The following is a 22165-nucleotide window of genomic DNA, read 5'->3' as shown; positions in this document are numbered from 1 at the left end:
ACTTCCATCAGGGCTAAAATTCATAAAACCAATTCCTATCAACATTTCTAAAAAACTGAAAACCAACAAAAAATAACTATTTTTAATATTTCTATCAAAAACATAACATCTATCAAACAAATATTTCCTATTTTTAACAAATACATTACAAAAAATAATAGATCAAAAATGAAAATCGATAAAATTCAAGCGCTTCGTGGACCAAATATTTGGAGTGTTCAACGCAAAAAATTAATCCAAATGCGTTTGGATTTAGAGGAAATGGAACAATTTCCTACCAATAAAATAGACGGTTTTCGCGAACGAATAGAAGCCATGTTTCCAACCATGATAGAACATCGCTGTTCCGAAGGTTGTCGTGGCGGTTTTTTCTCACGTATAGAACGTGGCACTTGGATGGGACATGTTATTGAGCATATTGCCCTCGAAATACAAACACTCGCCGGAATGGAAACTGGTTTTGGTCGTACTCGCGAAACAAAAACACCAGGAATATATAATGTAGTTTTTAGTTATACCGAAGAAAATGTAGGGATATTTGCTGCCGAAAGTGCCGTTCATATTGCCGAAGCATTAATCGCAGGAACTGAATATGATTTAGAAGCCGATATTCAACAAATGCGTGTCATTCGTGACAAAGTTCGCCTCGGACCAAGTACAGGAAGCATTGTCGAAGAAGCTGTAAACCGAGATATCCCTTGGATTCGCTTAGGAACAAATTCCTTAGTACAATTGGGTTACGGAATAAATCAAATGCGTTTTCAAGCAACAATTACTTGCAAAACAAGTAGTATTGCGGTAGACATTGCTTGTAATAAAGAACAAACCAAAAAAATGCTCGATGCTGCTTCTATTCCAGTTGCTGGCGGAGGAATTTGTGTTGATGAAGAAGATTTGGCTGATGTTATTAAAAAAATTGGCTATCCAATTGTATTAAAACCATTAGACGGAAACCACGGAAAAGGAGCTTCAATAAATGTGACCAATTGGGAAGATGCCGTAGAAGGTTTGGCTTATGCCAAAAAATATAGCCATCGAATTATTGTCGAAAAATTTATTACAGGCTATGATTTTCGTGTCCTTATAATAGATAATAAATTAGTCGCTGCTGCAAAACGTGTTCCAGCTCATGTAGTAGGAAACGGAAAAGATTCTATCGCAATACTAATCGAAGAAACCAATAAAGATCCTCGTCGTGGTTATGGTCATGAAAATGTATTGACAGAAATTGAAGTAGATCGTGATACCGAAGATTTATTAGAAAAACTAAAATATACTGTCGATACTGTTCCTAGAAAAGATGAAGTTGTTTACTTAAAATCGACAGCAAACCTCAGCACTGGAGGAACTTCTGTAGATGTTACTGACATGATGCATCCAGAAAACATTTTCCTTTGCGAGAGAATTTCTAGAGTAATTGGTCTTGATATTTGTGGTGTCGATATTATGGCAGAAAATCTAACACAACCACTTAAAGAAAATGGCGGTTGTATATTAGAAGTGAATGCTGCTCCAGGATTTCGTATGCACTTGGCGCCATCAGAAGGGTTACCAAGAAATGTGGCTTCACCTGTAATAGATATGTTGTATCCTCCAGGAAAACCAAGTCGAATTCCAATTATTGCAGTTACTGGAACCAACGGAAAGACAACTACGACAAGGCTTTTAGCTCATATTGTAAAAAACAATGGTTATAAAGTAGGTTTCACAACATCGGACGGAATTTATGTGCAAAACCATATGATGGAAAAAGGAGATACGACAGGACCCGTTTCTGCCGAATATATTCTTAAAGATCCAACTGTCGAATTTGCAGTTCTAGAAACAGCTCGTGGCGGAATACTTCGCTCAGGACTTGGCTTCAGCCGTTGTGATATTGCTATTGTAACCAATATTCAAGAAGATCATTTAGGATTAAGCGACATTCATACCTTAGACGATTTAGCTCGTGTAAAAGCGACTGTTGTAAAAAGTGTCAAGAAAGATGGTTGGGCAATTTTAAATGCTGAAGATGAATATTGCGTAAAAATCGCTAACGAATTAAGCTGTAATGTAGCTTATTTCAGTTTGAGCGAAGACAATGAACTTATTAAAAAACTGTGTAAAGAAGGAAAAACAGTTGCGGTTTATGAAAATGGATACATTACCATCAAAAAAGGAGAATGGAAAATCCGTGTCGAAAGAGCGACTCACGTTCCGCTTACTCTTGGTGGAAAAGCCAAATTTATGATTGCAAATGTTCTGGCAGCCACTTTAGCTAGTTATTTATATGGTTTCAAAACCGAAGATATTAGTTTATCGTTACAAACATTTATACCAAGTGTAGCGCAAACTCCAGGAAGAATGAACATTTTTGAATTCAAAAAATTTAAAGTTCTTATAGATTTTGCTCATAATCCTGCTGGTTATCGTGGTATTGAAGGTTATTTAGAAAACATTGATGCAACCAAAAAAATTGGAATTATTGCAGGAGTTGGTGACCGTCGCGACGAAGATATTAAAGAATGTGGATTAATTGCTGGTCGAATGTTTGACCATATTATTATTCGTCAAGAAAAATATTTACGTGGACGAACAGAAGAAGAAATCATCGATTTAATCTTAGAAGGTATTGCCGAATCCGGCAGAGAAGTAACCCACGAAATTATTCCTAAAGAAATAGAAGCCATTCAACACGCCATAGACAACGCTCAAGACGGAAGTTTTATCACCGCTTTAAGCGATGTTGTAACCAATGCAATTGAAATTGTTCAGGAATATTTAGATAAGGAAAACGAGGAAGGAAATATTTAATTTTCTCTTTCAATAAATAATAAGGATAGTGTTAAGAGATTCATAAAATCTAAAAACACTATCCTTTTTTTATACATTTACACAATCAAAAAAAATCATTATGAACAAAAGAATACTACTTCTATTAAGTCTATTTATCACTGTTTTGGCAACAGCACAAAGCAAAAAAATTACTCTCGAGGAATCAGTTTTACAACAAAACAGACTTTTTAGAGCAGACAAATTAGCTGGTTTTCAGTGGATTCCTAATACTAATAAATATGTGTACTACACCGAGAATTGGACTAAAATAATTTCAGCTAATGCGGTTGATAATAAAACTTCCGAATTAGTAAATTTAACAGACATCAATTCAGCTTTAAATACAAAACTTAAAAATCTTGCTGGTTTAACTTGGATAGATTTCAATACAATTTTAGTGACCGAAAATGGGAAATATTTCGCTTATTCATTAGCTTCAAAATCAGGAAAAAGTGTTCAAGAAACTCCTGCTACTGCCGAGAATATTACCTTCGACAAATCAAATCAGAATGTAGCTTTCACCGAAAAAAACAATTTATATTTATTAGGTAAAACCAAAGAAAAAATTGCCATAACCAATAACTCTAATGAAGGAATTGTTTCAGGACAATCGATTGCAAGGAATGAATTTGGCATTAACAATGGTATTTTCTGGTCGCCAAAATCAAACTTCATTGCTTTTTATCAAAAAGACCAAATCGAAGTAGCTGATTATCCATTATTAGATATTACTGAAACTCCAGGTAAATTAGAAAGTATTAAATACCCAATGATTGGTCAAAAATCAGAAAAACCAAGAGTAGGAATTTACAATATTGAAAACAACACAACAGTTTACATTTCGCCAAAAGGGAACCAAGACGATTATTTAACTAATGTATCTTGGACTCCAGACGAGAAATACATTTTGATTGCCGAATTAAATCGCGGTCAAAACAACATGAATTTGAATCTATATAATGCAAAAACTGGTGATTTTGTAAGAACATTATTGAATGAAAAAAGCTCAAAATGGGTAGAACCTGAACATGATGCTTATTTCCCAAATAGCAAATTGAATAATTTTGTTTGGATTTCTGAAAAAGACGGTTTCAACAATCTTTATTATTATTCTATCGAAGGAAAAATAGTCAAACAACTAACAGCTAATAAATTTCCATTAAGAGAAATCATTAGTTCAAATGCTGCTGGAAGCGAAATTTATTTCAAAGCTACTGGAGAAAACGGAACTAATATGTTGGCTTATAAAGTAGATTTAAAAGGAAAACAAACCTTAATTACCAAAGATTTAGGTGTACATAATTGTGTTCCGAATTTTGACGGAAGTTACTTTTTCGATGAATATTCGAACCACACAACACCAAGTAAATCATTGTTGTATGACAAAAAGTTAAAAGCAATAACTTTATTAGAAAGCAAAAACAAATACGACGGTTACGAAATAGGAACTTCGGAAGTAAAGACTATCAAATCTGCTGACGGAACTACCGATTTATTTACCCGTTTAATCAAACCAAGTAACTTTGATGCTTCAAAAAAATATCCAGTTTTAGTATATGTTTACGGAGGACCACACGCTCAATTAATTACGAATTCTTATCTAGATGGCGCTAATTTATGGATGCACTGGATGGCCGAACAAGGTTATTTAGTATTTACAGTCGACAATCGTGGTTCAGACAATCGTGGCGTTGCTTTCGAAAGTGTAATTCACGGAAGATTGGGCGTAAACGAAATGGACGACCAACTAAAAGGTGTCGATTACTTGAAATCTTTACCTTATGTAGATGCAAATAGATTAGCAGTTCACGGTTGGAGTTTTGGCGGATTCATGACAACTTCATTAATGCTTCGCAAACCAGACACTTTTAAAGTTGGAGTTGCCGGCGGACCAGTAACCGATTGGAAATGGTACGAAATCATGTACGGTGAGCGTTATATGGACACACCAGCTGAAAACCAAAAAGGCTTCGACGAAGCAAGCACATTAAATTATGTAAAAAACTTGAAAGGAAAATTACTTTTAATTCACGGAACAAGTGATGATACTGTTGTAATGCAACACAATTTTGCTTTAGTTAAAAAGTTTGTAGAAGCTGAGAAACAAGTAGATTTCTTCCCTTATCCAATGCACAAACACAATGTACAAGGCAAAGACAGAGTACATTTAATGAAAAAAGTGTTGGATTATGTAATAGAGAATAACAAGTAATTCAAAAACATAAAAAAAGCCAATCTTAATTGATTGGCTTTTTTTATATTAGAAAATAGACATTCCAGTCTTTGTGGTCAACAATTCTAAAGCGTTCATTCCTAGTTCGGAATTTCCTTTTTCGTTGAGTCGTGGTGACCAAGTGGCAACCACAAAATTTTTAGGAAATAAAGCTGCAATTCCACCACCTATTCCGCTTTTTCCTGGCAAGCCAACTTTATAGGTAAACTCACCAGATTCATCATAAAACCCACAAGTTTGCATGAGAGCATTTAAACGTTTTACTTGGCTTTTAGTTAAAATTTGTTCTCCCGAAATAGATTTTCCTTCATTTGCAAAAAAGAAAAATGAATGCGCTAATTCTTTGCAAGTCATTTCTAAGGAACATTGGTGGAAATAGAAATCGAGAACCGTTTCGACATTGTTATTTATGTTCCCGAAAGATTTGAGAAAGTTAGCTAAAGCAGCGTTTCTAAAACCCGTTTCTTTTTCCGATTTGGCTACTTTTAGATTATAATTGATGGCTTGGCAACCAGAAATTTTTCTGATAAATTTCAAGAAATCTTCTTTTGGATTTTCAAGATTAGAAACCAACATATCTGCAATAACCAAAGCTCCAGCGTTTATAAATGGATTTCGAGGAATACCTTTTTCGTATTCTAATTGAACCAATGAATTGAATGCGCTTCCCGAAGGCTCTACTCCTACTCGTTCCCAAACTTTTTCATCTAAAAACGAAAATGCCAAAGCAACTGTTAATGCTTTTGAAACCGATTGTATAGAAAATTTTTCGCCACTATCACCTATTCCAAAATCTTGATGGTTAATAGTTGTAAGATGAATTCCAAACTTATTTCCATCGATTTTTGCTAATTCAGGTATTGATGTGGAAACATTTCCAAAAGTTGGCAATGATTTTGATTCTTGGTATATTTCTTTTAGAATTTGCTCGTAATTCATACTGATTTTAGTTTTTTTTTTTAAAAATTATGAAAGAAATTCAAAATATTAAATAGTAGCCCCGATAGTAGTGGAAATCCTTTTGCTCGTCAGTTCGAGTTCCTCGCTTTTTTTGCGAGGAGTATCGAGAACAAGAGCAAAAGATTGCAGCGAATAGCGGGAAAAATGTTGAAAGAAACGATAAATATTCTGCTACAAATATTACGTTTTCTGCTTTTTCTTTCTCGCAGCTGGAAACAATATATTATTCAGAATTAGTCGGAAACCTGGCGAATTGGGATGCAAATCTAAAACCGTAGGTTCATCGCCTACTCGATGCTGAAAATCTTCAGGATCATGACCTCCATAAAATGTAAAAAAACCTTTCCCTTTTTGACCATGAATATAACGCGCTTCTTCATTTATTTGGTTTTCGCCTAAAACAAGAATGTTTGTTTTTATTAATTGTCTATCAAAAGAGGTGGTTTGCCCCATAAATCCTTTGACTAACGAAGTATGATTTTGACATAACATACTTGGAATAACGTCCCATTTTGCCGAAAATTCCATGAGCGTAAAATAATCTTTTTCGAAAGGCACTTGTCTTTTTTCGGTCATATCAATATTCGAAAACTCATAATGCTCGGGTTTTCTGTCTAAGATAAAATCTTTGAACGCAAATGCTTTTGAATAATCAATTTTCGATTGGTAATTGGCTTCACTTCCATCACCATCAAACATAGGTTCACAAATATCTACTCCTTCGGCAGCTAATGCTATATCGAAACTATCGGTAGCAGAACACATGGCAAACATAAATCCGCCACCAATAACGAAATCTCGAATTTTTCTGGCAACCGCTCCTTTTTCTTCCGAAACTTTGTTATAACCTAGTTTTTTTGCCAATGCTTCTGCTTCTTGTTTTTGTTGAATGTACCAAGGCGCTGTTCTATAAGCTCCAAAAAATTTACCGTATTGTCCTGTAAAATCTTCGTGATGCAAATGCAACCAATCGTACAAAATTAATTGATCACTTAATACTTCCTCATCATAAATTCTAGTAAACGGAATTTCAGCATAAGTTAAAACCATAGTTACTGCATCGTCCCAAGGTTGCTTGCCTGGAGGCGAATATACCGCAACTTTAGGCGCTTTTTCGAGCACAACAGTTTCCATGTTTTGTGATGGAGAAGAAATATCTGCAAGTATATTATTGGTTTCAGCATCAGAAAGCACTTCGAAACTCACGCCACGTATTTGGCATTCTTTTCTAATTTCTGAAACATCTGGCAACAAAAAAGAACCACCACGATAATTAAGCAACCAACTTGCCTTATATTGTTTATCTAAAGCCCAATAAGTAATTCCGTAGGCTTTGAGATGGTTTTTTTGCGAGATCTCATCCATGGGAAGCAAAATAAAATTTGCTTTCACAGAAAACGAAAGGAAGATTATTAAAATAAAGAATAACTTCTTGAGTTGCATTATAATTTTTAATTTCAAAGATACTAGTTTTAATGAATGAAAGTTATAAAAAATATCGAATCAAATTCGAACCAATAAAATAAAATATTTATTTCGCTATTTTATTTTGAAAACTAAAATTAAACCTTATATTTGCACTCGCTTACACGGGGTGTAGCGTAGCCCGGTTATCGCGCCTGCTTTGGGAGCAGGAGGCCGCAGGTTCGAATCCTGCCACCCCGACAAAAGTCTTTTCATTTATTTGAAAAGACTTTTTTTTTGTTAAAAAAACAACCAAAGTTATTTTACATAGCTAATTACATAAATGTTATTATATTTACAAATCATAATGTTTTATAATTATACTATGGAAATATTCTTACTTGTTCTTGCTCTCGTTTTTTTATTTGTTATTTCTAATACTATAAAATCAAGATTTGACAAAATAGATGAAAAGTTTAAAGAGCTAAACAAACTTGTAAATCAACTAAAAACACAAGATAAAACGCCACAATCTATTACCACACCTATATACGAAAAAGAAAAGCCTATCACTACTTTTGAAGAAGTAAAACAACCAATAGTTGTCCCTGTCATAGAAGAAATCATTTCAGAAGAACATAAAGAAATAGTTTTTACTCCGTTGGAGGACAAAAATATTTCAAAAACAGAAGAACAAAAACCTTACATTCCTGTTCCTCCCAAAAAATCATTCTGGGAAAATTTCAAAGAAAAAAATCCTGATTTAGAAAAATTTATTGGTGAGAATCTAATTAGCAAATTAGGAATTCTGATTCTTGTTCTTGGAATTAGTTATTTTGTAAAATATGCTATCGATAAAAATTGGATAAACGAACCTGCTCGTGTAGGAATCGGTGTTCTTAGCGGTGCTTTGGTCATGGGAATAGCTCATAAATTAAAACAACAATATGCCGCATTTAGTTCGGTTTTTGTAGCTGGAGCAATTGCTATCTTTTATTTTACTATCGGTATTGCTTTTCACGAATACCATTTATTTAGCCAAACAGTTGCCTTCATAATTATGGTAGCTATTACTGGATTTAGTGTGTTTATTTCATATTCATATAATAGAATAGAACTTGCTATACTTTCCTTAATTGGTGGTTTCGCTGTTCCGTTTATGATTAGTACTGGTTCTGGAAACTACGTCGTATTATTTAGTTATATTATCATTTTGAATGTCGGAATTTTAGCATTGGCATATCACAAAAAATGGAGTTTAGTAAACACACTTGCCTTCATTTTCACAGTACTTCTGTATGGCGGTTGGTTATCGGCCGAAATAAATGAACCTAAACCTCATTATCTTGGTGGTTTACTTTTTGGATTTGTCTTCTATTTTATATTTATACTAATAAACATAATTAATAATATAAAAACGAAAGGTGTTTTCACTAAAATACAACTGTCCCTTTTAGCGGCAAACACTTTCTTATTTTATGGTGCTGGAATGGTAATTTTATCTAATTATCACCCCGAATTAAAAGGTTTATTTACTACAATTATTGCACTATTAAACTTAACATACGCTTGGTTCTTATACAAGAAATTTGGATTAGACAAAACGGCTATTTATTTGCTAATTGGTCTTACATTAACATTTGTAACGCTCGCAATTCCTATTCAGTTTAACGGACATTACATTACTTTATTTTGGGCTATTGAAGCTGTTTTACTTATTTGGTTAGCACAAAAATCTGAAACAACCAGTTATCGTTTTGCATCGGTAATTGTGCATTTCTTGATGCTTATTAGCTTAATCATGGATTGGAGTAAAATTTATGGTGGTAATGATATTCTAAACATTATAATTAACCCAATTTTCATAACAGGATTATTTTCAATTGGATCATTGTTTGCTGTTTACCATTTATTAAGAAATGAAACCGAAAGTTATAAGCAGTTTGGACTTACTTTTAACCCAGAAAATTACAGAAAACTTGCTTTCTTAATAGGAATTATTCTTAGCTATTTTGTTGGAATTATCGAAGTTAGCTATCAAGCTGACGATTATATTCAGAATCCGGATTCGGCTATTGCATTTCCAATAGTTTACCACTTATTATTTCTTGCTACATTGTCTTATATTGTATTGAAAAACAAAACCAAATTTGGTTATAATTTTGCAACAATTATTGCCGTTGCAAACATCTTCTTCTTTACATTTTGGTTCTCAAACTATGCTTTTTCCGAACACGAACAATACATTAGCAGCGGAATCCATCAAAGAGTTGCTTTTTATTTACATTACGTTTCGCTAGCAATCATTATTTATTTTGGATACCAATTATACAAAATGGAAAAAGATAAAGTTATTCCAGAATTCTTTAATAAAAATATTTTTACCTGGATTGCAGCTTTCTTTATCATATTTTTAGCCAGTAGCGAAATAATGCTTCACGGATTAGTAATTATGAATTCGCCAGTTACTGTACAAGATATGAAAAGCAGTACTATGTATCCAGATTACAAAACTGATATTGAATATTTGCGTATTCTGATTTCTGATGATTTCATTTCAGATGCAAGAACTCGAATCTGGAAAGCTAGTTTTCCTATTTTATGGGGATTTTTAGCCTTTATTTTCCTAATCGTTGGAATAAAAAAACAAAACAAAACCTTAAGAATAATTGCATTGTCATTACTAGGATTAACAGTCGTAAAATTATTTTTGTATGATATTAGTAATGTTTCCGAAACTGGAAAAATCATTGCATTCATACTATTAGGTGTTTTAATTTTGATAATATCGTTTGTATATCAAAAAATAAAAGTTTTGGTTATTGATGATGTAAAAACAGAAGAATTTAAAGAAGCAAGCAAAATTGATGACAATGAATAAATTTTTCATCCTATTATTTATAGCAAATTTATCGTTTGCTCAAAATAATATTACAACAGCAAAAATAAAATTTGATGGAAAAGATGGTTTACACAAACTAGTTTTACCAACAGAACTTCGTTCCTTATCGAATGATGATTTGAGTGATTTTAGAATTTTTGATAGCAAAAAAAATGAAGTTCCTTATTATTTTGAAACCAAAAGCAATCAATCTGATAAAAATCAATTTATAGCGTATAAAATCATTTCTAAAACAGTTGTTCCAAACAAAAATACAGTTTTGGTTTTCGAAAATCCGAAATCGACTATCAATGAAGTAATATTAGAAATTGCTAACTCAAACATTACAAAACCATATAGCATTAGCGGAAGTATGGATAACGAAAAATGGTTCGGATTAGTAAACAATACCTCTTTATCACCTGTTTATCCAGAAGAATCTCCATCAGGATTCTCTACAATTCCTATTCCAACTTGTTTTTATAAATACCTGAAAATCGATTTCAACGACAAAAAAACACTTCCAATAAACATATTAAATGTTGGTTTTTTTAATAGTAAAACTTCAAAAAACACATTACTTAACGTTCCTTACGAATCAAAATCTGTAACTGAACTTAAATCAGAAAAGAAGACACAAATTCGAATTAATTTCGATAATTCTCAAATCATAAATCAGATTTCATTTAATGTTTCAAATCCAAAACTTTACAAACGAAATGTATCAATTTACAAAAAAGCAACTCGAAAAGTAAAACATAAATTTGAAAACTATCAAGAACAAATTGCTAGTTTCGAATTAAATTCTGAAACAAATAACACATTTGATATTTCACAAATTTTCGAAAAAGAACTTTTTATAGAAATAGAAAACCAAGACAATCAACCACTAACAATTTCTGACATACATTTTTTTCAAATTCCGATTTATATAATTACCGATTTAAAAGCTAACGAAAATTATACTATTACAACAGGAAATAAAGACTTAAATACGCCACAATACGATTTAGAAAACTTTAAAAACAGTATTTCTACAGATTTACCAGAAGCTCAAATTATTGAAACCAAACAAATTAAAAACAATTCTGAAATTGCAGCAAATAAAACATTCTGGCAACAATCATGGTTCATGTGGCTTTGCATTTCGATAGGAGGAATTGCTATTGCCTATTTTGCAACAAGTTTAGCAAAAGATATGAATAACAAATCTTAATTATAAGCACAAATTAAGAATATACTCATACTAACAATAAAAAACAAATATAATCTACACATGAAGCAAGCAACACAATTTGCCATGATTGGCGCAGGAATACTTATACTTATCAGAATATTTTATATTATAATATCATTTGGGTTTTTTCAAAATTTATATAATTTTAGCATAGTAACCAACGTCCTTGATTTAACTGCATCAATAGCAATTTTTAATTTTTTTTATGTTTTACATGAAAAACAAAACGATAAATCTAGTAGTGATGAGTAACAAAATATACGGTTTGTTGGAAATAAATCCTCCTGAAAACTACGCAAACCAAAATAGAGGTCAAAATATTGCAAAACACTTACTAATAAGAATAGGAGCTGCATTATTGGCTATATTATTATTATTTTCATATTCTATTTTTTCAGATTTAGGGACAAATGACAGTTTAGGTTTGCTATTATCAGGTGCTGCTTTTCTGTTAATATGGATGTTTTTTTTATTAATCGAAGCCTTAATACTACATGCAAATAAGAAACCTTTATTACGAAACGCCAACTTCATATTAATACTTATTCCACCATTTTTTATTTTTATATGGTTAAACACATTATATTAACTAAGCCATTTTGACAATATAAATTGCGAATATTTAATCCAAAAAAACTATTTTTGCCCAACAAAACGACACACTTATGCTCATTATAGGAATTGCAGGCGGAACAGGATCAGGAAAAACAACCGTAGTTCATCAAATCATGAACGAGTTACCAGATACCGAAGTAGGAATTATTTCTCAAGACTCTTACTACAAAGAAACTCAAAACCTGAACTACGACGAGCGTTCACAAATAAATTTCGACCATCCAAGAGCTATCGATTTCGAGCTTTTAGTTACACATCTTAAAGATTTAAAAGCAGGAAAAATAATAGACCAACCTGTCTATTCATTTGTCACACATAACCGAACCGACGATACCATTTCTACTCATCCAAGAAAAGTAATGATTGTCGAAGGCATTCTAATCCTTACCAATCCCGAACTTCGCGAAATGTTCGACATAAAAATATTTGTTCATGCCGATTCCGACGAACGACTAATCCGTCGTCTAAAACGTGACATTGCCGAGCGGGGTCGTGATATGGAAGAAGTTTTAAACAGATACCAAACCACACTAAAACCAATGCACCAGCAATTTATCGAACCAACGAAAGCCTTTGCAGATATTATTATTCCAAACGACAAATACAACACCGTCGCTATCGATGTAGTCAGAGCAGTAATAAACCAACGTATTTCATAAATAATTAGTATTTTTAGGAGCTATTTCCTGCTGTACGCTAAATCTTTTCCTTGCTAAAGAAGCAAGAAAAAGGATATCGCTTCCATCAGGGCTAAAAACCAGTAAAAATGAACAATCCATTCAAAGACAAAAGTTTATACAAATTCATACTCAATAAGTATGTCATTGTATCCTTGTTTTTTGTAATTTGGATATTGTTTCTAGACAATTATTCCTATCTAGACCATCGTGTTCTTAACAAAGAAATAAACGAACTCGAAGACAATAAAGTGTATTACCAAGAAGAAATAAGAAAAGACAAAGACCAAATAAAAAAGCTAAAAAATCCTGCCCAAATAGAAAAATATGCTCGCGAAAAATACTATATGAAAAAAGATAGTGAAGACATATACATCATCGAATTTGAAGGAGATACTTTAGATAAAAGATAAAAGACAATCTTACAACCATAAATTACACACATTTTGGAAACCAATTTATTCAACGATTTCGATTCTCTTTCCTCAAAACAATGGAAACAACAAATTCAATTTGAACTAAAAGGTGCAGATTATAACGATACGTTAGTTTGGGAAAGTCCAGAAGGAATTAAAGTAAAACCGTTTTATCACAAAGACGAGGATTACAAAACCACAAATATTATTACCGAAGCTTCAAACTCAAAAATAGTTCAAAATATTTTTGTTTTCGATATCGAAAAATCCATTCGCAAAGCAAATGATTCGATAGCTCGTGGTGCCGAAAGTGTACGTTTCACGATTGAAAACGAAGATTTAGACATCACAAAATTATTATGCGAAATTGCTCTTGATAAAATTCCTGTTTATCTAAACTTAAAATTCCTTTCGACAAATTTTATCAAAAAAGTAAACGAAATTGCATTGTCTAAAAATGTAATTATTCATTGCTTGGTCGATCCAATTCACCAACTCGCTTCCGACGGAAACTGGTTTGAAAGCGAAACTAAAGATAATTTCGAAGTTTTAAATTCCGTTTCAAAAGAATGCAAAAATGTATCATTTATCAATATAAATGCCACATTATATCAAAATGCAGGTGCTAATATGGTGCAACAATTGGCTTATACACTTGCCCATACAAACGAATATTTCAATCACATTCAAAACATAAACCAACCCATAACTATCGAAGTTTCTGTTGGGACAAATTATTTCTTCGAAATAGCAAAATTAAGAGCTTTACGATTGCTTTTTAATACGTTAGCAAAAGAATATAATCACGATTTCGATTGTCATATTATTGCAACACCAACAAAACGCAACAAAACATTATACGATTATAACACGAATATGTTGCGTACTACAACCGAATGTATGAGTGCTATTTTGGGCGGTGCAAATGCCGTTGCAAATTTAGCTTACGATGCTATTTACCACAAGGACAATGAATTTGGCGACAGGATTTCTCGCAATCAATTGTTAATATTAAAAAAGGAAAGTTATTTTGATATTGTAAACAATCCGGCCGACGGAACTTATTATATAGAAAATTTAACAGCACAACTTGCCGAAAAATCATTACTTTTATTCAAAGAAATTGAAGCAAATGGCGGATTCTTAAAACAATTGAAAGAAGGAAATATTCAGAAAAAAATCCAAGAAAGCGCTCAAAAAGAACAAGAATTATTCGATTCTGGTAAAGAAGTTCTTTTGGGGACGAATAAATATCCAAACAAAAATGACAAAATGAGTCATGATTTAGAATTATTTCCTTTTGTAAAAATAAAACCAAGAAAAACATTAATCACACCAATTATTGAAAAACGATTGGCAGAAAAAATGGAACAAGAAAGATTAGAAACCGAAAAATAAAACTCATGAAAACGATCCTATCATTTATCTTACTATTTGTATCACTACATACATTTTCTCAAACAAAAAAATTAGAAGTAACCAATAACCAAACTGGGAAATCTATTCTTTTTGAAGAATCACAACGTGTAAAAGTTACTACTGTAAAAAGACAAAAATTAGTTGGAACTCTAACTTTCGAAAATGCCGAAAGCATTGCTGTAAATGGAGTTCCTGTGCCAATTGATAACATCAACAGTATTAAATATTTTCCTAAAAAAGGAAGAACCCTAAAAAATATTATTTTAGGAACAGGAATAGGATTAGTAGCAGGATCTGGTGTTGCAGCCGCTTTCGGAAACGGAACTGCTTTTTCATTATTTGCCGCAGGAGCCGGAACAACAGTTGTTGGCGGGCTCATTGGTAATGGCAACAAAACCTATATTAAACAACGAAGCACATTCAAAATAATTGAATAAAGTAATGCGTAAAAACGTTCAACATATTTCATTAGAAAAGGTAGAAACCAAAAACCAAGAAGCAAAAGGTAAAAGCTATCTAACAGCCGAAGGAATTGAAGTAAAATCTGATTATTCCGCACAAGACACCAACAATCTCGAACATCTTGATTTTGGAGCTGGCTTTGCGCCAAATTTACGCGGACCATACGCAACCATGTACGTCCGCCGACCTTGGACCATTCGCCAATATGCAGGATTTTCGACCGCCGAAGAAAGCAATGCTTTTTATAGACGAAATTTAGCCGCAGGACAAAAAGGACTTTCAATCGCTTTCGATTTACCAACACACAGAGGTTACGATTCCGATCACGAACGTGTCGTTGGCGATGTAGGAAAAGCAGGCGTTGCCATAGATTCGGTAGAAGATATGAAAGTATTATTCGACCAGATTCCACTCGACGAAATGTCGGTTTCTATGACAATGAACGGAGCCGTTTTACCCATTATGGCTTTTTATATCGTCGCTGCCGAAGAACAAGGTGTAAAACCTGAATTGCTTTCGGGAACGATTCAAAATGATATTCTAAAGGAATTTATGGTGCGAAATACTTACATATATCCACCAACTCCTTCTATGAAAATCATTGCAGATATTTTTGAATTTACGAGCAAAAAAATGCCGAAATTCAACTCAATATCTATTTCAGGTTATCATATGCAAGAAGCGGGAGCTACTGCCGATATTGAATTAGCTTATACACTTGCTGACGGTTTGGAATATATTAGAACTGGACTGGCAACAGGAATGAAAATCGATGAGTTCGCTCCTCGCCTATCTTTTTTCTGGGCTATTGGAATGAACCATTTTATGGAGATTGCAAAAATGCGTGCAGGAAGAATGATTTGGGCAAAATTAGTTAAACAATTTGAACCAAAAGACGATAAATCATTGGCATTAAGAACACATTGCCAAACATCAGGCTGGAGTTTGACTGAGCAAGATCCTTTTAATAATGTGGCGAGAACCACTGTAGAAGCCATGGCGGCAGCCTTTGGCGGAACACAGTCTTTACACACCAACGCACTTGACGAAGCCATTGCTTTACCAACAGATTTTTCGGCACGAATTGCCAGAAATACTCAAATATACATACAAGAAGAAACAAAAATCTGTAAAACTGTCGATCCTTGGGCTGGGAGTTATTATGTAGAAAGTTTAACCAATGAAATTGCCGACAAAGCTTGGGCGCTCATCGAAGAAGTTGAAGAATTAGGTGGAATGACAAAAGCCATCGAAGCTGGAATTCCTAAATTGCGTATCGAAGAAGCCGCAGCCAGAAAACAAGCACGCATCGATTCTAGTCAAGACATCATTGTTGGTGTAAACAAATACCGATTAGAAAAAGAAGACCCGTTGCATATTCTCGATGTAGACAATCAGATGGTTCGCAAGCAACAACTTGAACAATTAGATAGAATAAAAGCAACTCGTGATAACGAAAAAGTTCAGAATTCACTCAAAAAACTAACACTTTGTGCACAAACTGGCGAAGGTAATTTGCTAGAAATAGCGGTAGAAGCTGCTAGAAACAGAACCACTTTAGGCGAAATTTCGGATGCATTAGAAACCGTTTTCGGACGATACAAAGCACAAATTAAAACATTTAGTGGCGTGTATAGTAAAGAAATAAAAGACGACAAAAGTTTTGAAAAAGCAAAACAACTAGCCGACGAATTCGCGAAAAAAGAAGGTCGTCGTCCTAGAATCATGATTGCAAAAATGGGACAAGATGGACACGATCGTGGCGCAAAAGTAGTAGCCACAGGTTATGCCGATGTTGGTTTTGATGTCGATATAGGTCCTTTATTCCAGACTCCTGCCGAAGCTGCCAAACAAGCCGTAGAAAACGATGTACATATTCTTGGAGTTTCCTCACTTGCTGCAGGACACAAAACATTAGTACCACAAGTTATTGAAGAACTAAAAAAATACGGCCGTGAAGACATTATGGTGATTGTAGGTGGTGTAATTCCCGCGCAAGATTACCAATATTTATTTGATGCTGGAGCAGTTGCCGTTTTTGGCCCTGGTACAAAAATTAGTGAAGCTGCAATTAGCATATTAGAAGTTTTATTAGCAGATTAACTATAATCTTGTCATTCTGACGAAGGAAGGCACGAGAGCTTTGCTCGAACTGGCGAAGCAATCTCATTATATTCTAAAACACTGACTGAAAAGTTGGTGTTTTTTTTTATAAAATGAATTTAAAAAAAATTATTATATTTCTATTTTTCTTGTATTAAAGAAAATTTTTATCAATACTTTTGCTAATAAACATTTTTTATGTCGAAAAAATTAACTTACATCGATTTATTTGCTGGCTGTGGTGGACTTTCATTAGGTTTACATCAGTCTGGGTGGAAAGGTCTTTTCGCTATTGAAAAAAGTCCAGATGCATTTAAAACACTTGAATATAATTTAATAAATCAAAAAGACCATTTCAATTGGCCTCAATGGTTACCTCAGAAACCTCATGAAATAAATGAAGTTTTAAAAAAATACGAATTTCAACTTGAAAAACTAAAAGGAAAAGTGACAATGATAGCGGGAGGACCACCTTGTCAAGGTTTTTCTATGGCGGGAAAACGTAATGAATATGATTTAAGAAATGACTTAATTAATTCTTATATTAATTTTGTAAAAATTGTAGAACCAAAAATTATTTTCTTCGAAAATGTAAAAGGTTTTACAATGGAATTTAAAAAAAATAAAGAAAAAGGAGTTGCTTATTCCTCTCAAGTTACTCAAAAACTTGATGAAGCAGGATATTATGTAAAAGGACAATTGGTGAATTTTGGAGATTATGGAGTTCCTCAAAAAAGAACTCGTTTTATTCTTATAGGAATTAAGAAAACTTTAAAAAATGCTACGCAAGAAAAAGCAGAAGCTTTTTTCAATTCCTTAGAAAACAATAAATTTGATTTTCTAAAAGAAAAAGGATTAAACACAAATACGAATCTTCAAGACGCAATTTCTGATTTATTCAAGAAAAACGGATTGGAAGAAACTCCTGAATATCCAAGTTTTCAATCTGGTATTTATGGAAAAGAAAAAGGAAATTACCAAAAATTAATGCGTTTAGGAGTTAAAAACACAATTGCCGACAGTCATCGTTTTCCAAAACATTCTTCAATAATTACCGAAAGATTTAAAAATATACTTGAAGAAACCAAAGACAGACGAAATTTAAACATAAGCAAATCAATTCAAGAGAAATATAGTATTAAAAAACGCACAGTTATTCCTTTGAATAGTATAGATAAAACCCCAACAATTACAACGCTACCAGACGATTATATACATTATTTCGAGCCAAGAATTTTAACCGTTAGAGAATACGCAAGAATTCAATCTTTTCCTGATTGGTACAAATTTCAAGGAAAATATACAACAGGTGGAAAATTAAGAACACAAGAAGTGCCAAGATACACACAAATTGGTAATGCAATACCTCCACTTTTTAGCGAACAAAGTGGATTGATTCTAAAACAACTTCTATAAATGGATAAAGGCTTATTAAGTTTTGATATAAAAACTGGAATGAAAAATATCATCGGTAGAGATTTAATTACTGATGACTTTATTGCTATTTATGAACTTGTTAAAAATTCTTATGATGCTCATGCAGATTATGTAAAGATAATTTTCAATAAAGATGAAATTATTATTGCGGATAATGGGAAAGGAATGTCTAAACAAGATTTAGAAAAAAAATGGTTTGCTGTTGCTTATTCTGCTAAAAAAGATAAAACTGAAGATGACGATTTAAAAAAAGATTCTCATCTAAATAATTTAAAATCTAGAAGGTTTTTTGCAGGTGCTAAAGGCGTAGGTCGTTTTTCTTGTGACAGATTAGGTGGAAAATTAGAACTTATAACAACAAAAGTTGATATAAATGAAACTTACAAAGTAGATGTAGATTGGAATGCGTTTGAGAAAGATGCACAACAAAGTTTTGATTCAATCCAAATTCCATTTGAAAGAATTGAGAATAATGTTTTTTTTTCAAAGAATAAAAAACACGGTACAATTTTAAAAATCCAAGATTTAAATTCTTTGTGGGATTTAAAAAAACTCAGCGAACTAAGAAGATCTTTAGAAAAACTTATAAACCCATTTTCAAAAGAAAATAGTTTTACAGTTGAAATTGAGGCAAAAGATTTTATAGAAATTGACAATAATTCAACTAATAATCTCAAAATAAACGGAGTTGTCGATAACAGTATTTTAAAAGTTCTTGATTTAAAAACAACCCAGATTGATTTAAGATTAAAAAATGAAATAATTACTACCAAAATTATTGATAGAGGTACTCTAATTTATCACATTGAAGAGCCTAACAACTATTCCTCATTAATTGATGATTTAGAAATTAACTTATATTTTTTAAATAGAAGTGCTAAAATAAATTTTGGTAAATTAATGGATATTGAACCTGTAAATTACGGTAATGTCTTTTTATTTAAGAATGGATTTAGAGTTCAACCTTATGGCAATCCAGGAGATGATAGCTGGGAAATAGATAGACGAAAACAACAAGGTTATAATCGTTTTTTAGGAACACGTGAATTATTTGGAAAAGTTGATTTAATCACTGAAGACTTTAATGAATTTAAAGAAGTTTCAAGTAGAGACGGTGGATTAGTCGAATCTGCTGGAAAAAAAATATTATTCGAAATATTTAAAGAGAAAGCTTTTCTTAGACTTGAGAGATATGTTGTTGGAGTTTTATGGGGTGAAGGTTTCATTAGAAAAAATTATTTTTTAGATACAAATATTGCTTCTGATTTCAGAGAAAAACTTTCAAGTGATAAAGACAAAGACCTATTTGAAGACGCTCTAAATAATTTAGGAAGTAAAATTGATTTTGTCAATTTAATTAGAGCTTTAACTGATGATAAGAATATTAAAATAATTGGTTACAATACAGATTTAGTTAATCTTGTTAACGAAAAACTTGATATTATTCAACCTAAATTTATATCAGATTTAGAAAAAATAGCTGAAAAAACAAATGATAGTGATCTATTTAATCAAATCAGATTAACAGAAGATAATTTCAATAAGATTCTTAAAGAAAAAGAAGATGCAGAAAAGCGTGAAGAGGAAGAAAGAAAAAAGCGAGTTGAAGCTGAAAAACAAGCTGAAATAGAAAAATATAAAAGAGAAGAAGCTGAACAAAAACAAAAAGAAGAAGAAGAAAAGAGAATAAAAGCCGAATTTGAAGCAAAGGAAAATGATTTAAAAAGACGTGAAGAAGAAATAAAACGTAAAGAAGCCGAGCAAAAAGCTGAAAACAGAAAAATACAGTTAGACAGATTTAGATCGTCTGAAACTATTACATATAAAGATTTGCGAGATTCTAATCATATTATAGGTGTATATTCTGATGATATTTCAAAAAAAATTCAACTTATTAAAAGAAAAACTGACAAAAAAGGTTCAATTGATAAAAAGGAATTTTTTCAGTTCATACAAGAAATTAGTCTAGTTAACGAAAAAATAAATACCTTAACAAAGTTTACTACTAAATCTGGGTTTCTTCAAGCTAGGTTATCAACTACAGAAAATGTAGTTGATTATATTGAAAATTATGTGAAAAATATTTATGGCTCATTGCATAAAGAAATGAAATACGAGTTTTCTGACAATAAATTAAAATTTGAGAAAGAATTCCAACCAATAGAATTATCTGTCGTTCTAGACAATATTTTAAATAATTCAAAGAAGAAAGGTGCTTCAAAAGTAATATTTGGTTTTGAAAAAGTAAATGAAAATCTTCTCTTATCTATTAAAGATTTAGGAAAACAATTAGATAATTCAATTGCAAAAGAACTAATTTTTGAGGAAGGAATAACATCAACAAAAGGAGCTGGTCTTGGATTAAGCCATGTAAAAAGAATATTAGAGAATGACCTTAATGCAACAATAGAATATAATCCTGATTATTCAAATGGATTTGAATTAATAATAACTTTCAAAAAATGAAATTAAATTACTACGTTTTATGGGTTGAAGATGACGACTCCTGGTTTAAAACTACCTCGGAATTATTTAGCGAAACAATAATTGATTATGGTTTTAATCCAATTATTGAAAGAAGAAAAAGCCTAGATGGAGTAGTAAATCAAATAGTTGATTCTGGTCTAAAAAAATTTGATATATTTCTAATTGATTTCAAATTAAGAAATTCAGCAGATGGTGATAATATTATTGACCATGTACGTAATAGCAACATTTTTACTGATATTATTTTTTATTCAAGTGACAAACAATCAATTGTTGATTCAATTAGAGAACATCTATTTGAAGGAGTTTACCATTCAGATAGAAAAGAACTTGAAGATAAATTTGAAAAGGTTTTTAAAACAACAATAAAGAAAATTGAAGAAATTAATTCAATGCGTGGTCTTATTGTAGGTGAAACTTCGGAACTTGATGCTTTAATTGAAGAACATTTAATAACTTACACACAATCTCCATTTATTGAAAAATTTGATTTAAAGAAATTTATTGAAAAAGAAATTGTAAATAACCTTGAAAAAAGAAAAGATAAAATTGATGAATTATATAAATCTGATGGATTAACTTCAATTCTACCACATATTGATGCTGCAAAAAAGTGGCAAATGTTAAGAGGAATTTTAAAGAAAAACACTGATTATAAAATTTTTATACCAGAATTTATTGAAAAGAATTCAACATATTTTGATGAAGTAATTGATGTAAGAAACAAATTTGCCCATTCACAAGTTCTAGTCAAAGACGGTGGCAAAGAAGTTTTAAAAGCATTAATTGGGGAAGAACATTTCGAATTTGACGAGGATTCATTTAAAAAAATTAGAGAGGATTTGATTAAACATAGAAATGCGTTAGTAAAACTCAAAGGATAAGATTCAAAAAATTATTAGATGCCAACCCAAAACCTCTCGGACATCTGTAGATTCAATTTTTCGATTACCAACCATATTTTTTTTACTTACTATGCATGCATAATAAATATTATTACTACATTTGAAAATCAAAAAT

General features: G+C 31.9%; 16 protein-coding genes and 1 tRNA gene. 15 read left to right on the top strand and 2 right to left on the bottom strand.

The features are described from left to right. Nucleotides 1-168 precede the first annotated feature (168 nt). On the top strand, nt 169-2793 hold the full coding sequence (gene cphA / locus BM053_RS10505) for a cyanophycin synthetase (RefSeq protein ID WP_091477173.1): 2625 nt from the start codon (nt 169-171) through the stop codon (nt 2791-2793). Nucleotides 2794-2893: 100 nt separating this feature from the next. After that, nucleotides 2894-5026, top strand: a complete 2133-nt coding sequence (locus BM053_RS10500) for a S9 family peptidase (protein ID WP_091477171.1) — start codon at nt 2894-2896, stop codon at nt 5024-5026. Nucleotides 5027-5074: 48 nt separating this feature from the next. Here the strand turns inward: BM053_RS10500 and BM053_RS10495 are convergent, their stop codons facing one another. Then, a complete protein-coding gene (locus BM053_RS10495; protein WP_091477170.1) occupies nt 5075-5986 on the bottom strand; it encodes a glutaminase in 912 nt (303 codons plus the stop codon). A gap of 201 nt (nt 5987-6187) precedes the next feature. Beyond that, nucleotides 6188-7450 (bottom strand): asparagine synthetase B, encoded by a 1263-nt coding sequence (locus BM053_RS10490; protein WP_091477168.1) that lies wholly within the window; start codon nt 7448-7450, stop codon nt 6188-6190. Between the two features lie 147 nt (nt 7451-7597). Here BM053_RS10490 and BM053_RS10485 point away from each other — a divergent pair. The 13 genes from BM053_RS10485 to BM053_RS10425 all read left to right on the top strand — a co-directional run bounded on the left by BM053_RS10485 (nt 7598) and on the right by BM053_RS10425 (nt 22029). Continuing rightward, nucleotides 7598-7672, top strand: a tRNA-Pro gene (locus BM053_RS10485). A gap of 124 nt (nt 7673-7796) precedes the next feature. After that, nucleotides 7797-10292, top strand: a complete 2496-nt coding sequence (locus BM053_RS10480) for a DUF2339 domain-containing protein (protein WP_091477167.1) — start codon at nt 7797-7799, stop codon at nt 10290-10292. Continuing rightward, a complete protein-coding gene (locus tag BM053_RS10475) occupies nt 10285-11508 on the top strand; it encodes a hypothetical protein (protein WP_091477270.1) in 1224 nt (407 codons plus the stop codon). Before BM053_RS10480 ends, BM053_RS10475 begins: the two co-directional genes overlap by 8 nt. A 60-nt stretch (nt 11509-11568) precedes the next feature. Beyond that, nucleotides 11569-11781 (top strand): hypothetical protein, encoded by a 213-nt coding sequence (locus BM053_RS10470; protein WP_091477165.1) that lies wholly within the window; start codon nt 11569-11571, stop codon nt 11779-11781. Further along, complete coding sequence (locus BM053_RS10465; RefSeq protein WP_091477163.1) at nt 11774-12118, top strand: hypothetical protein; 345 nt, start codon at nt 11774-11776, stop codon at nt 12116-12118. Before BM053_RS10470 ends, BM053_RS10465 begins: the two co-directional genes overlap by 8 nt. Nucleotides 12119-12194: 76 nt before the next feature. After that, nucleotides 12195-12803 (top strand): uridine kinase, encoded by a 609-nt coding sequence (gene udk / locus BM053_RS10460; RefSeq protein WP_091477162.1) that lies wholly within the window; start codon nt 12195-12197, stop codon nt 12801-12803. Between the two features lie 107 nt (nt 12804-12910). Further along, nucleotides 12911-13234: an FtsB family cell division protein gene (locus BM053_RS10455; protein ID WP_091477160.1), complete on the top strand. Its 324-nt coding sequence runs from the start codon at nt 12911-12913 to the stop codon at nt 13232-13234. Nucleotides 13235-13267: 33 nt separating this feature from the next. Continuing rightward, nucleotides 13268-14635, top strand: a complete 1368-nt coding sequence (locus BM053_RS10450) for a methylmalonyl-CoA mutase subunit beta (protein ID WP_091477158.1) — start codon at nt 13268-13270, stop codon at nt 14633-14635. A 5-nt stretch (nt 14636-14640) separates the two neighbouring features. Continuing rightward, nucleotides 14641-15093, top strand: coding sequence for a hypothetical protein (locus BM053_RS10445; protein ID WP_091477156.1), 453 nt, complete (start codon nt 14641-14643; stop codon nt 15091-15093). A 4-nt stretch (nt 15094-15097) separates the two neighbouring features. Further along, nucleotides 15098-17221 carry a methylmalonyl-CoA mutase gene (gene scpA / locus BM053_RS10440; protein WP_091477268.1) on the top strand — a complete coding sequence of 708 codons (2124 nt, stop codon included), beginning with the start codon at nt 15098-15100 and terminating at the stop codon, nt 17219-17221. Nucleotides 17222-17419: 198 nt separating this feature from the next. After that, nucleotides 17420-18637 (top strand): DNA cytosine methyltransferase, encoded by a 1218-nt coding sequence (locus BM053_RS10435; protein ID WP_091477154.1) that lies wholly within the window; start codon nt 17420-17422, stop codon nt 18635-18637. After that, nucleotides 18638-21124 (top strand): ATP-binding protein, encoded by a 2487-nt coding sequence (locus tag BM053_RS10430; RefSeq protein ID WP_091477152.1) that lies wholly within the window; start codon nt 18638-18640, stop codon nt 21122-21124. It begins immediately after the preceding gene. Next, on the top strand, nt 21121-22029 hold the full coding sequence (locus BM053_RS10425) for a hypothetical protein (protein ID WP_091477150.1): 909 nt from the start codon (nt 21121-21123) through the stop codon (nt 22027-22029). Before BM053_RS10430 ends, BM053_RS10425 begins: the two co-directional genes overlap by 4 nt. Nucleotides 22030-22165: the final 136 nt, after the last annotated feature.

It is taken from the genome of Flavobacterium swingsii, from assembly GCF_900111965.1.
In the GTDB taxonomy this organism is placed as follows: Bacteria; Bacteroidota; Bacteroidia; order Flavobacteriales; family Flavobacteriaceae; genus Flavobacterium; species Flavobacterium swingsii.
The sequence above is the reverse complement of the archived record's forward strand: the minus strand, read 5'-3'. Positions and strand labels throughout refer to the sequence as shown.

Bases quoted from the DNA above. Each gene is read 5' to 3' on its own strand.
- BM053_RS10475 (WP_091477270.1), top strand. From the start codon at position 10,285: ATGAATAAATTTTTCATCCTATTATTTATAGCAAATTTATCGTTTGCT.
- BM053_RS10480 (WP_091477167.1), top strand. From the start codon at position 7,797: ATGGAAATATTCTTACTTGTTCTTGCTCTCGTTTTTTTATTTGTTATT.
- BM053_RS10445 (WP_091477156.1), top strand. From the start codon at position 14,641: ATGAAAACGATCCTATCATTTATCTTACTATTTGTATCACTACATACA.
- udk (WP_091477162.1), top strand. From the start codon at position 12,195: ATGCTCATTATAGGAATTGCAGGCGGAACAGGATCAGGAAAAACAACC.
- cphA (WP_091477173.1), top strand. From the start codon at position 169: ATGAAAATCGATAAAATTCAAGCGCTTCGTGGACCAAATATTTGGAGT.
- BM053_RS10435 (WP_091477154.1), top strand. From the start codon at position 17,420: ATGTCGAAAAAATTAACTTACATCGATTTATTTGCTGGCTGTGGTGGA.
- scpA (WP_091477268.1), top strand. From the start codon at position 15,098: ATGCGTAAAAACGTTCAACATATTTCATTAGAAAAGGTAGAAACCAAA.
- BM053_RS10430 (WP_091477152.1), top strand. From the start codon at position 18,638: ATGGATAAAGGCTTATTAAGTTTTGATATAAAAACTGGAATGAAAAAT.
- BM053_RS10470 (WP_091477165.1), top strand. From the start codon at position 11,569: ATGAAGCAAGCAACACAATTTGCCATGATTGGCGCAGGAATACTTATA.
- BM053_RS10425 (WP_091477150.1), top strand. From the start codon at position 21,121: ATGAAATTAAATTACTACGTTTTATGGGTTGAAGATGACGACTCCTGG.
- BM053_RS10500 (WP_091477171.1), top strand. From the start codon at position 2,894: ATGAACAAAAGAATACTACTTCTATTAAGTCTATTTATCACTGTTTTG.
- BM053_RS10465 (WP_091477163.1), top strand. From the start codon at position 11,774: ATGAGTAACAAAATATACGGTTTGTTGGAAATAAATCCTCCTGAAAAC.
- BM053_RS10455 (WP_091477160.1), top strand. From the start codon at position 12,911: ATGAACAATCCATTCAAAGACAAAAGTTTATACAAATTCATACTCAAT.
- BM053_RS10490 (WP_091477168.1), bottom strand. From the start codon at position 7,450: ATGCAACTCAAGAAGTTATTCTTTATTTTAATAATCTTCCTTTCGTTT.
- BM053_RS10495 (WP_091477170.1), bottom strand. From the start codon at position 5,986: ATGAATTACGAGCAAATTCTAAAAGAAATATACCAAGAATCAAAATCA.